The sequence below is a fragment of the Mycolicibacter arupensis genome (genome assembly GCF_002086515.1).
Lineage (GTDB): Bacteria > Actinomycetota > Actinomycetes > Mycobacteriales > Mycobacteriaceae > Mycobacterium > Mycobacterium arupense.
Genome location: NZ_MVHH01000004.1, coordinates 39,387 through 53,105, shown reverse-complemented (window position 1 = coordinate 53,105; position 13,719 = coordinate 39,387). Strand labels below are relative to the sequence as shown.

12 protein-coding genes are annotated in these 13,719 nt (G+C 69.3%); 7 read left to right on the top strand and 5 right to left on the bottom strand.

Translation table 11 applies throughout. The features are described 5' to 3' along the window. Positions 1 to 7 precede the first annotated feature (7 nt). Together BST15_RS03440 and BST15_RS03435 are read left to right on the top strand one after the other, a co-directional pair. On the top strand, positions 8 to 1,552 hold the full coding sequence (locus BST15_RS03440; protein WP_083070815.1) for a PPE domain-containing protein: 1,545 nt from the start codon (positions 8 to 10) through the stop codon (positions 1,550 to 1,552). Positions 1,553 to 1,617: 65 nt separating this feature from the next. Beyond that, complete coding sequence (locus tag BST15_RS03435) at positions 1,618 to 3,219, top strand: PPE family protein (protein ID WP_083070814.1); 1,602 nt, start codon at positions 1,618 to 1,620, stop codon at positions 3,217 to 3,219. Here BST15_RS03435 and BST15_RS03430 read toward each other — a convergent pair. Next, a complete protein-coding gene (locus tag BST15_RS03430) occupies positions 3,216 to 4,202 on the bottom strand; it encodes a quinone oxidoreductase family protein (protein ID WP_046189434.1) in 987 nt (328 codons plus the stop codon). The genes BST15_RS03435 and BST15_RS03430 overlap by 4 nt on opposite strands. A 31-nt stretch (positions 4,203 to 4,233) precedes the next feature. Here BST15_RS03430 and BST15_RS03425 point away from each other — a divergent pair, with 31 nt between their 5' ends. Beyond that, positions 4,234 to 4,935, top strand: a complete 702-nt coding sequence (locus tag BST15_RS03425) for a hypothetical protein (RefSeq protein WP_046189442.1) — start codon at positions 4,234 to 4,236, stop codon at positions 4,933 to 4,935. On the opposite strand, the gene BST15_RS03420 is transcribed toward BST15_RS03425, so the two are convergent. From BST15_RS03420 to mptB, 4 genes are read right to left on the bottom strand one after another with little or no spacing between them, the layout of a single operon-like run. Then, positions 4,891 to 5,826, bottom strand: coding sequence for a COX15/CtaA family protein (locus BST15_RS03420; protein WP_046189441.1), 936 nt, complete (start codon positions 5,824 to 5,826; stop codon positions 4,891 to 4,893). The two genes, BST15_RS03425 and BST15_RS03420, sit on opposite strands and share 45 nt — an antisense overlap. Positions 5,827 to 5,882: 56 nt before the next feature. Beyond that, positions 5,883 to 6,671 carry an ABC transporter permease gene (locus BST15_RS03415; RefSeq protein WP_046189433.1) on the bottom strand — a complete coding sequence of 263 codons (789 nt, stop codon included), beginning with the start codon at positions 6,669 to 6,671 and terminating at the stop codon, positions 5,883 to 5,885. After that, entirely contained in the window at positions 6,668 to 7,606 is a 939-nt protein-coding gene (locus tag BST15_RS03410; protein WP_046189432.1) for an ABC transporter ATP-binding protein, read from the bottom strand. Before BST15_RS03410 ends, BST15_RS03415 begins: the two co-directional genes overlap by 4 nt. Next, positions 7,603 to 9,294: a polyprenol phosphomannose-dependent alpha 1,6 mannosyltransferase MptB gene (gene mptB / locus BST15_RS03405; protein ID WP_046189431.1), complete on the bottom strand. Its 1,692-nt coding sequence runs from the start codon at positions 9,292 to 9,294 to the stop codon at positions 7,603 to 7,605. Before mptB ends, BST15_RS03410 begins: the two co-directional genes overlap by 4 nt. Positions 9,295 to 9,433: 139 nt before the next feature. Between mptB and BST15_RS03400 the strand changes: the two genes are divergently transcribed. The 4 genes from BST15_RS03400 to sufC all read left to right on the top strand — a co-directional run bounded on the left by BST15_RS03400 (position 9,434) and on the right by sufC (position 13,719). Continuing rightward, a complete protein-coding gene (locus BST15_RS03400) occupies positions 9,434 to 10,207 on the top strand; it encodes a helix-turn-helix transcriptional regulator (RefSeq protein ID WP_046189430.1) in 774 nt (257 codons plus the stop codon). 67 nt (positions 10,208 to 10,274) lie between these two features. Then, entirely contained in the window at positions 10,275 to 11,720 is a 1,446-nt protein-coding gene (gene sufB, locus BST15_RS03395) for a Fe-S cluster assembly protein SufB (protein ID WP_083070809.1), read from the top strand. Positions 11,721 to 11,780: 60 nt separating this feature from the next. Next, entirely contained in the window at positions 11,781 to 12,902 is a 1,122-nt protein-coding gene (gene sufD / locus BST15_RS03390; protein ID WP_046189440.1) for a Fe-S cluster assembly protein SufD, read from the top strand. 34 nt (positions 12,903 to 12,936) lie between these two features. Beyond that, positions 12,937 to 13,719 carry a Fe-S cluster assembly ATPase SufC gene (gene sufC, locus BST15_RS03385; protein ID WP_046189428.1) on the top strand — a complete coding sequence of 261 codons (783 nt, stop codon included), beginning with the start codon at positions 12,937 to 12,939 and terminating at the stop codon, positions 13,717 to 13,719.

Below are 13,719 nucleotides of genomic sequence, written 5' to 3'. Positions count from 1 at the left end.
GTTCTGGATGGCATCGCCACCGGAGGTGCACTCGGCACTGCTGAGCGCCGGGGCGGGGCCGGGTCCGCTGCTGGCTGCCGGGGCCGCCTGGGCGGCGTTGGGTACGGAATACGCCGACGCTGCCTCCGAACTCATGGCGACCTTGGGGGCCGTTCGGGCCGGCGCATGGCGGGGCCCCAGCGCGGAGGCATATGTGGCGGCCCACATGCCCTACGTGGCCTGGCTGAATCGAACCGCAGCCGACAGCGCCACGACGGCCGCCCGTTTCGAGGCAGCCGCCGCGGCCTACCTCGGCGCGCTGGCCACCATGCCGACGATGGCGGAGCTGGCCGCCAATCACATCGCCCACGACGTGCTGGCGGCGACCAACTTCTTTGGGGTCAACACGATTCCGCTGGCGCTCAACGAGGCCGACTACGTGCGGATGTGGGTTCAGGCCGCGACAACGATGGCGACCTATCAGGCCGTGGCCGGAGCCGCGGTGTCCTCGGCGCCGCAGGCCGCGTCGGCACCGCAGATCCTCAAAGCCGATGCGCAGCCCGCAGCTGCCGACGAGGGCACCGACCCCACCGTCAACGACCCCCTGGATCACTTGGTCGCCAAGATTCTGCAGACCGTCAGCAACGGTCAGATCAACTGGGACCCCGCCCACGCGATGATGAACGGCATTGCCTACGACGAGTACGTCGATCCCAATCAGCCGATGTTCTGGCTGGTGCGGGCCTTGGAACTGTGGGAGGACTTTCAGCAGCTCGGCGTGAATTTCCAGCAGAATCCCGCGCTGGGATTCCAGTATCTGGTCCAGCTGGCGGAGTTCGACTGGCCGACACACCTCGCCGAGATTGGCTCATGGCTGGCCCAATCGCCCCAGTTGTTCGCCGCTGCGCTCGGCGTGCTGGTCGCCCCGGTGGGCGCGGTGGGAGGTGTGGCCGGACTGGCCGGCGTGGCCGGTCCACCGCAGCCGCTTGCTCCGCTGCCGCTGGATGTGACGCCCGATGCCTTTGCCGGCGTTGGATCGTCGCCGGCGGGAGCCCCGACACCGGCGATTCCCTCCTCGTCCGCCCCGGCGCCTGCCGCTGCGCCGGCCCCGGCGGGCGTCGGCGGGACCGTCCCGCCCGCTGCGCCGCCTCCGCCGGGAGCCGCGCCCTTCTTCCCGCCGTATCTGCTCGGCCCGCCCGGCATCGGTTCCGGCTCCGGCATGTCCGCCCGAGCGGCCGCGTCCCGCAGGGCCTGCGAGCCGCGGGGTTCTGCGGCCGCGGCCTCGGCGGGCGCCGCGGAGGGAGAACGGCGGCGGGCCCGTCGCCGGCGGCGCGCCGCGATGCGCCGGCCCGGTAACGCTGTCATGGACCTCACCGTCGAGGTGAGCCCGCAATGGGAGGATCCGGTTCCGGCGGACGTGACGGCGTCGCCCCAGCGGGCCGGCGGGTTCGCCGGGGCCGGGGTCCGCACCGGCAGTCCGGCCGCGGGGCTGACGGTCCTGCTCGGTGGTGCAATGGACGACGGGCCGCGCTTGCCCTTGCTGCCCGCCGGTCTGGCCGACACGACGAAATAGGCAGAGTTCGTCTAGCCGAAATAACGGATTCGCTAGAGTGAATCCTCGTGTTCGGCCCGGTGTGGATGGCGTCTGCGCCCGAGGTGCATGCGGCCCTGCTCAGTGCGGGCCCCGGCCCCGGGCCGCTGCTCAGCGCCGCGGGGGCATGGACGTCGTTGAGCGCGGCCTACGCGGACACCGCGGCGGATCTGACCGCGCTCTTGGCTTCGGAGTCCGGGGTGTGGCGGGGCGTTGCGGGCGAGCAATATCAGGCGGCGCACCTGCCGTACCTGGCGTGGCTGCACCGCGCCGCAGCGGACAGCGCCCGGATGGCGCTGCTGCACGAGCAGGCGGCCGCGGCCTATAGCGCCGCGGTGGCGGCGATGCCGACGCTGCCGGAGCTGGCCGCCAACCACGCCACCCACGGCACACTGGTGGCGACCAACTTCTTCGGGATCAACACCATTCCGATCGCCCTCAACGAGGCCGACTACTTCCGGATGTGGATGCAGGCCGCCACCACCATGGCGCTCTATCAGGCGGCCTGTGAGGCGTCGATGGCGGCGACCCCCGCTGCCACCGCGGCGGCACCGATCCAGAGATCGGCATCGGCCACCTCACCGTGGACGCCCGAACCGATCACCGAGAATCCACTGCAGTGGCTACTGGACTACCTGGAGCCGATTCTGAAAAGCCTTGGCATAGAAACAGGACGCCCGGGACTCGATCCCATCACCAACGGCGTGACGACCGCCGTGGCGGACTTCCTGCGGAACTTCGGGATCAATTGGGACCCGGCCGCGAAGGCGATCAACGGCATCGGTTACGAGTTCTACGCCGATGCCACCAAACCGATCTGGTACCTCGCGCGCACTCTGGAGCTCTACCAGGACTTCTTGATGATCACCCAGGACCCAAGCCAGATCGTCCCGGCGCTGCAGTACTTCGCGGCACTGGTGCTGTTCGACTGGCCCACCCACATCGCCCAGTTGTTGCAGGCGGTAAGCCAGCCCGCGGCGATGGCCGCCGCAGCGGGTGCGGTGGTGGCACCTGTCGGGGGCCTGTCGGGACTCGCCGGCCTGGCCGGTCTGCCGCAGCCGGTGCCGGTGGGCGGCGCCGTGCCGGTGACTCCCGCCGTCGTCGCCGATGTGCCCGCTGTCGCGGTCGGCTCGGCGGTGGCGGCTGCACCGCCACCACCGGCGCCTCCGCCCGCTGCCGCCCCGGCCGGTGCGGCAGCGGCACCGCCGGCTCCAGCGCCGCCGGCGCCCGTGCCCGCCGGTCCGCCACTGTTTCCCTACCTGATCGGGGGCGGGCCCCGGATCGACTACGGATCAGGTCTTGGCGCTCACGCTTCCGCGGCGGACAGCGCCAAGCGCAAGACTCCCACCCCCGAGACCGGCTCGGTCGCGGCGGCCGCAGAATCCCGCCGGGCCAATCGTCTCCGGCGACGCCACACCAGAGCGGGTCACGCTGACGCCGTGATGGATCTGACCATCGAGGTGACCCCCGACTGGGAACCGGCACCGGTATCGGATCGCGGCGCGGGGAACCTGGGGCGCTCGGCACGCGCACCGAGCGCCCGGACCCGCGTCACCGGGCTCACCCGGTTGGAAGGGACGGAATTCGCCGACGGCCCCCGGATGCCGCTGCTGCCCGACGGCTGGGACGCCGACCGCGGGGTCGGTTAAGCCTCGAGCACGATCGAGCCGACGGTGCGGCGGCCCTGCAGGTCGCGATGGGCCTGGGCCGCGTCGGCGAGCCGATAGCGCCGGCTGACCGTCACCTCGAGCGTGCCGCTCTCGACAGCGGCGAAGAGTTCGCCCGTCCTCCAAGAGAACTCCTCGGCCGTCCGGGTGAAGTGGGCGAGGTTGGGCCGGGTCAGGTACACCGATCCGGCGGCGTTGAGGCGCTGCGGATCCACCGGCGGCACCGGGCCGCTGGCCGCGCCGAACAGTGCCAGCGTGCCCCGCACGGCCAGGCTGGCCAGGCTTGCGTCGAATGTGGTGGCGCCGACGCCGTCATACACCGCGGCCACCCCGACGCCCCCGGTCAGCTCCCGGATGCGGGCGCCGAACTCGACCGCGGCGGCGTCACCCGAGCCGGGGTAGTCGAGTACCGCCACGGCCCCGGCCTGCCGCGACAGCTCCGCCTTGGCCGGACTCGACACGGTGGTGACCACCCGGGCTCCCAGCGCGGTGGCCCATTGAGTCAGGATCAGGCCCACCCCGCCGGCTCCGGCATGCAGCAACACGGTGTCTCCGGGTTGCACCGCGTACACCGACGTGATGAGGTAGTGCGCCGTCAGGCCTTTCAGCAGCGCGGCCGCGGCCACACCGGCGTCAACCCCGGCCGGGATCGGCGCCGCCAAAGCCGCTGGCGCTGTGCAGTATTCGGCGTAGGCGCCGGTGGCCGCAGCCGTCACCACACGATCGCCGACGCCGAGCGTGCTCACACCCGCGCCGACCTCGGCCACGGTTCCGGCAGCCTCGCTGCCGACCACGAAGGGCAATGCGGCCGGATAGATCCCCGAGCGGAAGTAGGTGTCGATGTAGTTGACCCCGACGGCCTCGACTCGGATCAACACCTCGCCGGGGCCGGGGGAGGGCTGCGGCCTGTCGACGTAGGTCAAGACTTCGGGGCCACCGGTCGCGGCCACTTCCACGGCGTGCATGGTGACTATCATCTCCGACTATGAGGTCTGCATGAAGCTGGCCCGGCCCGAGATCTTCCATCCGCGCATCGTCCTGGCGGTCGATCCGCGGGGCGGTCGGCACGACGGCTCCGGTTCCGGCGGTGACGCCGGGCTGGTCGCGGCGCTGCGTCAGCGCGGGCTGCACGCCCGTCAACTGCCCTGGGACCACCCCGACACCCTGGCGGCGGATCTGGTGATTCTGCGGACCGCCGGGGGCGCCCCGCGGCGGCACGCCGAGTTCCTGGACTGGACGACGCGGGTGACTCATCTACTCAATCCCCCGGAAGTGGTGGCCTGGAACGCCGACCGCCGCTACCTGGCAGACCTGCAGTGCGACGGCGTGCCGACGTATGCCGGCGAATCGCCGCGTGACGTCACCGCGCTGGTGTTCTTCGGCGCCGGCCGCTCGCACGCATTCGGTGCCGCGGGTTGCGATCCGGACTTCGAGCTGTGGGACATCGGGCGTGCCGCGCTGCGGGCTGCCGCGGAGCGTCTGAGCATCCGGATCGAGGAACTGCTCTACGCCCGTGCGGACGTCGCCGGTGGCGCGGCGGACGCGCGCCTGGTCAGTTTGGATCTGATCGCCCCGCAATGGGGTTTTGACGAGCTCGACGCCGAGCAGCGGGACCGGGCGCAGCGGCGGTTCGCCGTCGAGGTCGGCGCGGCCCTAGAGCGACTCGGGCTGGGCCCGCTCGCGCAGCGACGCCCATAGCGCCGCGGTCGCTCCGGTGACCAGCACGGCACCGGCCACGTGCAGGGTGACCAGCACGGCAGGCACCCCGGTGAAGTACTGGACGACGCCGATCAGCCCCTGAGCCAGGGCCAGGACGATCACCGCCGTCAGACGGCGGATCACCGGAGCGGCCGCCCGCACCGCCGCCAGCCCGAAGGCCAGTCCCACCAACAGCCCGAGGAATCCGATCAGCAGGGACTCGTGCAGGTGGGCCAGGGTGGACACCTCCACCTTGAGGCGGGCCACCGTGCGGGCCGCGCTCTTGTCGCCGGCGTGCGGTCCCGCGGCGGTCACCAGGGTTCCGGTGACCAATACCGCGGCCAATACGGCGGCGCACAGCGCGGTCAGCCAGCGCAACGCTGCCGGGGCCCGCTGGATCACCACGGCCGAGGCGTCATCGGGCTGGCCGACCTTGGCGAAGAACTGCACGGCCAGCCAGACCATCAGCATCGAGACCAGCAGGTGAACGGCCACCGTCCACCAGGCCAGCCCGGTGCGTACCGTGATCCCGCCGATCACCGCCTGCGCCACGGTGGAGCCGGGCATCAGCCAGGCATACACCAGCACCTCGGTGCGCCGCCGCGCCCGAATAACGGCCAGCACGGCCAGTGCGGCGGTGATCACCACTGCGAAAGTCACCATGCGATTGCCGAATTCGATGGCCTGATGGATCCGCGGCACCTCCGACACCGCGACCGGGACGTAACTGCCCGGGAAGCACTGCGGCCAGGTAGGGCACCCCAGACCTGAGGCGGTCACGCGCACGATCGCTCCGGTGACCGAGATGAATCCCTGCGTGAACACCACCGCAGCGGCCAGCCATCGCTGGGTGCGCAGGCCCGGTTCTGGGAGCAGGTCGACCAGGCGCATCAGGAACCGTCCCACGGGCTGATCGTAGAGGATCGCTAACTACATCCCGTAGTAGGTCAGCTGAACCGGAACCACCGCACCGCGCCGATGGCGGCCACCACGCCCCACCCGCACACCACCGCGATGCCGAACCAGTCGAGCGACACGCTCAGCGCCTGCGCCAGCGCCTCGGTGAGCGCGCCGGAGGGCGTCAGTCGGGCCAGCCAGCGCACCGTTTCCGGCACCAGATCGGTCTCCACCGTCAGGGCCGAGAACCCTCCGAAGACGAACCACAGCAGATTGGCGCCGGCCAGCACGATCTCGGCGCGCAGGCTACCGCCGAGCAACAGGCCCAGCGCGGCGAAACAGGCGGTTCCCAGCGCGATGATCACCGCGCCCAGCCCCAGTCCGGCCACCGTCGGCCGCCAGCCCAAGGCGATGCCGATCGCTCCCAACACCACCGACTGCAACAGCACCACGGTGGCCACCGACAACGACTTTCCGGCGATCACACCCCACACCGGCAGTGCCGTGGCGCCCAGGCGCTTGAGTGCCCCATAACGCCGATCGAACGCCACGGCGATGGCTTGGCCGGTGAACGCGGTGGCGATCACCGCCAGTGACATGATCACCGGCAGCACCGTGGTCGCGCGTTCGGCATGGCCCTCCCCGAAGGGGCCGAGCGGCAGCACTGTCAGCCCGATCAGGAGGGTGATCGGGATGAACATCGTCAGCAACAGTTGCTCGCCGTTGCGCAGCAGCAGGGTCAGCTCCAACCGATACTGCGCGGCCAGCATCGCCGGCACACTGGCCGGACGCGGATCGGGGGTGAAGGTGCCGGGTGCGAACACCTGCTGAGCACTCATGGGCGTAGCTCCCGTCCGGTCAGCTCCAAGAACACGTCCTCGAGGCTGCGCTGTTCCACCCGCAGTTGGGTGGCCAAGACGTCCAGGTGGGCACACCAGGAGGTGACCGTCGCCAGCACCTGCGGATTCACTGCCCCCTCGACGAGATATTCGCCGGGCAGTACCTCGCTGGCCCGATATCCCTCCGGCAACGCCGTGACCAGCAGCGACAGATCCAATCGGGGCGGCGCGGTGAAACGCAACTGTCCCTGCGCCCCGCTGCGGGTCAATTCCGCCGGCGTGCCGGCCGCCACCACGGCGCCATGGTCGATGATCAGCAGCCGATCGGCCAATTCTTCGGCCTCGCGCAAATGGTGGGTGGTGAGTACCACCGTCACGCCGTCGCGGCGCAACGCATCGATCATCTCCCACACCAGCAGGCGCGCGTGCGCGTCCATGCCGGCGGTGGGCTCGTCGAGGAACACCAGCTCCGGGCGGCCGACCAGTGCGCAGGCCAAGGCGAGTCGTTGCTGTTGGCCTCCAGAGAGCCGCCGGTAGGTGGTGCGCGCCGCTTCGGTCAGGCCGAGGGTCTCCAGCAGCCACTGCGGGTCCAGCGGGTTCGCCGAGTACGAGGCCACCAGTTTGAGCATCTCGCCCGCGCGGGCGGCCGGATAGCCACCGCCGCCCTGCAGCATCACGCCGATGCGTTCCCGCAGCCGATCGTTGTCGGCGACCGGGTCCAGGCCGAGGACCTCGATGGTGCCGGCGTCGGGGCGTACGAAGCCTTCGCACATCTCGACCGTCGTCGTCTTACCGGCACCATTGGGGCCCAGGAGGGCGAACACCTCGGCGGTCTGTACCTCGAAATCAAGGCCGGCGACTGCGTCGACCGCCGATGGACCGGTGCCGTAACGCTTGCGCACCCCGCACAAACGCACCGCGACAGCTGAGTTCACGGGGAATCAGCGTAAGCGTCGGTGGTGGCGGCCGCTCGGGGGGTGGCTTCCTGGGCGGGCAGATCGCCCGTCGCGCCCTCGGAGGCCCGGGGCAACGCGCGCCACGGCAGCCGCCGATAGGTCAGCAGGAACAGGCCCAGCACCACGACGGCACTGGCCAGGGTCGCGTCCACGATCTGGAAGAGGGCGAAACGGTCGCCGTTGGCCGTCGGTCCGAAGATGCCCACCACCAGGGTCACCCCGATCACCGCGATCCGGAATTGGGGGCGGGTGGCCCACGCGGCCAGCGGGATGATCGCCCACAGCAGGTACCAGGGCTGAACCACCGGGAACAGCAGGACCGTGATTCCCAGTGCGACCCCGAGCCCGCCGACCGGGTGTAGCCGGCCCTGGAACACCACCAGCAGCAGCCAGACCACCAGCACCGCGATGATCAGCACGCCGATCGCGCGGGTCAGCGACAGCACCGCGGTGGTGTGGTCGCCCAACCCCAGCAGGATCCCGACCTGGCCGGTGCCGAGCGCGATCAGGGTCGGAGGCGACATCCAGCTGCGCACCACGTTGGCGGTCCCCAGCGTGAAGACCCAGCCGAAGCCCAGTCCGCTGGCCCAGCCGATCACACCGGTCACCGCTGCCGCCAGTGCCGACATGCTGGTGCCGGCCAGCAGGAAGGCCCGCAGGTCGCCGCCCCAGCGCCAGCCCAGGGCCATCGCCACGAAGCCCAGGGCCAGCAGTGACGGCAGCTTGACCTGCGAGGACATCGTGATCAATACCGCGCCGGCCAGCAGTTCGGCCAGTGGCGCCCAGTCACTCCAGGTCGGGTGGTCCCGTAGCGAGGGCACCAGGGGCCGGGCGGCGGTGATCCCGCGCAGGGCGAACTCGGTGCCGGTCAGCATCAGGCCGAGCATCAGCGCCTCGTTGTGGATGCCGGCGACCAGGTGCATCAGCAGCAGCGGGTTGGCCGCACCCAACCACAGGGCGCTGACCTCGGCGACTCCGCAGCGGGCCGCCAGCCGCGGTACCGCCCACACGATCAAACCGACCCCGAGCAGCACCACCACCCGGTGGCACAGCACCGCGGTGACGATGTTCTCGCCGGTCAAGGCCGATATTCCGCGCCCGATCCACAGGAACAGGGGGCCATAGGGCGCCGGCGTCTCGCGCCAGAGACTGGGAACCGAGAGGGTGAAGACGTGATCGAGGCCCAAGGCCGGTGCCGGCCCCACCCGATAGGGGTCTAGGCCCAGCCGGGAGATCTGGCTCTGCGCCAAGTAGGAGTAGACGTCCTTGCTGTACATCGGAGGGGCCACCAGCAGCGGCAACATCCACAGCAGCAGCGTGCGATCCAGCTGGCTGCGGGACATCCGTCGCCGTCCCAGGGCGAACCGTCCCAGCATCAGCCAGGCCAGCGCCATCATCACCGCGCCCGTGGTGGTCATGGTCAAGGCCACCGTGGACAGCCGCGACGGCAGGTTCAGCAGCCGGACTCCGAAGGTCGGATCCTGCACCACCGGCCGCGCCCCGGCCCCGAGCGCGCCGATCGCCATCAGCACCGTTCCGGTGGCCCCGAACAGCCGAGTGCGCCGCAATGCGACCAGTTCAGCGGTATTCAGTGGGGAGCCGACGGTGCGCTCATCGCCGTGCAGGTGCGCGATCGATGTGCTCAGCGAATGCCGGCGAGGGGACATCCCAGCAGCGTAACGGCCCCTCGGCGACGGCCGGGGCCGCTGGGGCCTGCGCCGGATGTGATCAGCGCAACGGCGCAACCCGCCTGAACTGAGGTAACCCTTTCTAGACCGAGCCCGGGAATTGCGTCACACTGGTGTTGTGAAAATCGAGGCCGAGGGGCAGGCCGCTACCGAAACCGCCGGGCAGGGTCCCGGCGGTGCGGTTACCGAAGGTGCCTCGCCGGCGACGGACGCCGCCAGCGGCCACGACACGCGTCACGCGGTGGTACGCCTGCTGATGGAGTCCGGCTCGATCACGGCAGGGGAGATCGGCGCCCGATTGGGATTGTCGGCCGCCGGGGTGCGTCGCCACCTCGACGCCCTGATCGAGATGGGTGATGCCGAAGCGCATGCGGCGGCGTCCTGGCAGCAGGTGGGGCGGGGGCGTCCGGCGAAGCGGTTCCAGCTCACCGAAGCGGGCCGCGGCAAGCTTGGTCACCGCTACGACGACCTCGCGGTTGCGGCAATACGCCAACTGCACGTGATCGGCGGTGAGGATGCGGTGGCCGACTTCGCGCGTCAGCGCATCGATGTCATCTTGAACAACGTTGCCGCGGCTTCGGCCGACGGCGACTTGGAGGCCACCGCGGAACGCATTGCCGGTGCGCTGTCCGAGGCCGGCTACGCCGCCACCACCGCACGGGTGGAGGGGGGCGTTCCGGGAGTGCAGATCCTGCAGCACCACTGCCCGATCGCCAACGTCGCCAAGGAGTTCCCGGAGCTGTGCCAGGCCGAGCAGGAGGCGATGGCAGCGGTGCTGGGCACCCACGTACAGCGGTTGGCGACTATCGCCGACGGCGGCTACGTCTGCACCACCCATGTGCCACTGACCAACCGAGCCGGGAAGGCCGGCGCCGTCACCAGGAAGCATTAGCAGTATCGACCGATCTTCGGCGCACACACTGCACCGAAGCCATCACGAACACCGAAGGAGCGTCACCATGACACTCACGCCGGAGGCCACCGAAGCAACCGCGGAGCCGACCCAGGACGAGACGATCGCGTCGCTGGGCCGGTACGAATTCGGGTGGGCGGACAGCGACGCCGCCGGTGCGGCCGCCCAGCGGGGTATCTCCGAGGAGGTCGTGCGCGACATCTCCGCGAAGAAGAACGAGCCGGAGTGGATGCTGCAGGCCCGGCTGCGGGCGTACCGGACGTTCCTGAAGAAGCCGATGCCCAACTGGGGCTCGGACCTGACCGGGATCGACTTCGACAACATCAAGTACTTCGTGCGGTCCACCGAGAAGCAGGCCCAGACCTGGGACGACCTGCCCGACGACATCCGCAACACCTATGACCGCCTGGGTATCCCCGAAGCCGAGAAGCAGCGCTACATCGGTGGTGTGGCGGCTCAGTACGAGTCCGAAGTCGTCTACCACAAGATCCGTGAAGACCTTGAGGCGCAAGGCGTCATCTTCCTCGACACCGACACCGCGCTCAAGGAGCACGAGGAGCTGTTCCGCGAGTACTTCGGCACGGTGATCCCCGCCGGAGACAACAAGTTCTCCGCGCTCAACACCGCCGTGTGGAGCGGGGGATCGTTCATCTATGTGCCCAAGGGAGTCCATGTCGACATCCCGCTGCAGGCCTACTTCCGGATCAACACCGAGAACATGGGCCAGTTCGAGCGCACGCTGATGATCATCGACGAAGACGCCTACGTGCACTACATCGAGGGCTGTACCGCACCGGTGTACACCTCGGACTCGCTGCACTCGGCGGTGGTGGAGATCGTGGTCAAGCCGGGCGGTCGCTGCCGCTACACCACCATCCAGAACTGGTCGGTGAACGTCTACAACCTGGTGACCAAGCGCGCCCGGGCTGAGGCCGGCGCCACCATGGAATGGGTCGACGGCAACATCGGCTCCAAGGTCACCATGAAGTACCCGGCGGTCTGGATGACCGGCGAACACGCCAAGGGCGAGGTGCTCTCGGTCGCCTTCGCCGGCGAGGACCAGCACCAGGACACCGGCGCCAAGATGCTGCACCTGGCGCCCAACACGTCCAGCAACATCGTGTCCAAGTCGGTGTCGCGCGGTGGCGGCCGGTCTTCCTACCGGGGCCTGGTGGAGATCCACAAGGGCGCACACGGAGCCAAGTCGAGCGTGAAATGCGATGCGCTGCTGGTCGACAACGTCAGCCGCAGCGACACCTATCCCTACGTCGACATCCGGGAAGACGACGTCACCGTCGGCAACGAGGCCACCGTGTCCAAGGTCAGCGAGAACCAGTTGTTCTACCTGATGAGCCGGGGCCTGACCGAAGACGAGGCGATGGCGATGGTGGTGCGTGGGTTCATCGAGCCGATCGCCAAGGAACTGCCGATGGAATACGCGCTCGAACTCAACAAGCTGATTCAGCTGCAGATGGAAGGCTCGGTGGGCTAGGTGACGAGCTCCATCGCGGGTACCAACCTGACCAACGCGGCCGAAGGCTTCCACAAGGGGATGCAGTTCACGTCATTCGATGTGGACGCCTTCGAGGTGCCACACGGTCGTGACGAAGCCTGGCGGTTCACCCCGCTGCGCAGGCTGCGTGGCCTACACGACGGTTCGGCTGTGGCCGACGGGGTCGCCGGCATCGAGGTGGACGGTCCGGAGAGCGTTCGGTCCGAGACGGTCCCGCGCGACGACGATCGCCTGGGCGCCGCAGGCGTTCCCGCCGACCGTGTCGCAGCCCAGGCGTACTCGGCATTCGGCAGTGCGACCGTGGTGACCGTGCCCAAGGGCGCCGAGATCGCCGAGCCGATCACGATCACCGTGACCGGTCCCGGTGCGGGCACCACGGCCTACGGCCATCTGCAGCTGCGCGCCGAGGAATTGTCGCGCGCCACCGTCGTGATCGATGTCCGCGGCGGCGGGACCTACGCCGACAACGTCGAATTCGTCGTCGGTGACGGGGCTGCGCTGACCGTGGTGTGGATCGCCGACGGGGAGCAGGATTTGGTCCACGTCACCAGCCACCATGCGGCGCTGGGCAAGGACGCGGTGTTGCGCCACACCGCGGTGCAGTTGGGCGGGGATCTGGTGCGGCTGACCGGCCGGGTCCGATTCGACGGCCCGGGTGGCGACGCCGAGATGCTCGGTCTGTACTTCGCCGACGCCGGTCAGCACCTCGAATCGCGTCTGCTGGTCGACCACGCCCGGCCGCACTGCCGGTCGAACGTGCTCTACAAGGGCGCGCTGCAGGGTGATCCCGAGTCGGGACTGCCCGACGCCCACACCGTCTGGGTCGGCGACGTGCTGATCCGCGCTACCGGCATCGGCACCGACACCTTTGAAGTGAACCGCAACCTGGTGCTGGCCGACGGCGCCCGGGCCGACTCGATCCCCAACCTGGAGATCGAGACCGGGGAGATCGTGCAGGCCGGACACGCCAGCGCCACCGGCCGATTCGACGATCTCCAGCTGTTCTACCTACAGGCGCGTGGCATCCCCGAAGACCAGGCCCGGCGCCTGATCGTGCGCGGCTTCTTCGGCGAGATCATCGCCAAGATCCCCGTCGAGGCCGTACGGGAGCGCCTCACCGAGGCCGTCGAGCGTGAACTCGCGGTCACCGAGACCACCTAAATCCGAACGCATCATCGAAGGACACGAATCAGCAATGAGCACATTGGAAATCAAGGGCCTGCATGTCAGTGTGACGCCCGCCGGAGACGACGGCACCGCCGACATCCCGATCCTGCACGGGGTCGACCTGACGGTGAACTCCGGTGAGACACATGCCCTGATGGGTCCGAACGGTTCCGGAAAGTCGACGCTGTCCTACGCGATCGCTGGGCACCCCAAGTACACGGTGACGTCCGGGTCGATCACCCTCGACGGCGAAGACGTGCTGGCGATGAGCGTCGACGAGCGCGCCCGCGCGGGTCTGTTCCTGGCGATGCAGTACCCCGTCGAGGTGCCCGGTGTGTCGATGTCGAACTTCCTGCGCACCGCGGTCACCGCGGTGCGCGGTGAGGCACCGAAGCTGCGCACCTGGATCAAGGAGCAGCGGGAGGCTTTCGCCGAGTTGGGCATCGACTCCGGGTTCGCCGAACGCAACGTCAACGAGGGCTTCTCCGGTGGGGAGAAAAAGCGTCACGAGATCCTGCAACTGAGCCTGCTCAAGCCGAAGATCGCGATTCTCGATGAGACCGACTCCGGCCTGGACGTCGACGCCCTGCGCGTGGTCAGCGAGGGCGTGAACCGCTACCAGGAGACGCAGAACGGTGGCGTGCTGGTGATCACCCACTACACCCGGATCCTGCGCTACATCCAGCCGCAGTTCGTGCACGTCTTCGCCGGTGGACGAATCGTGGAGTCCGGCGGACCGGAACTCGCCGATGAGCTCGAAGCGAACGGCTACGAGCGTTTCACCGAGCAGGCGGCAGCGGCGGGGGCCTGA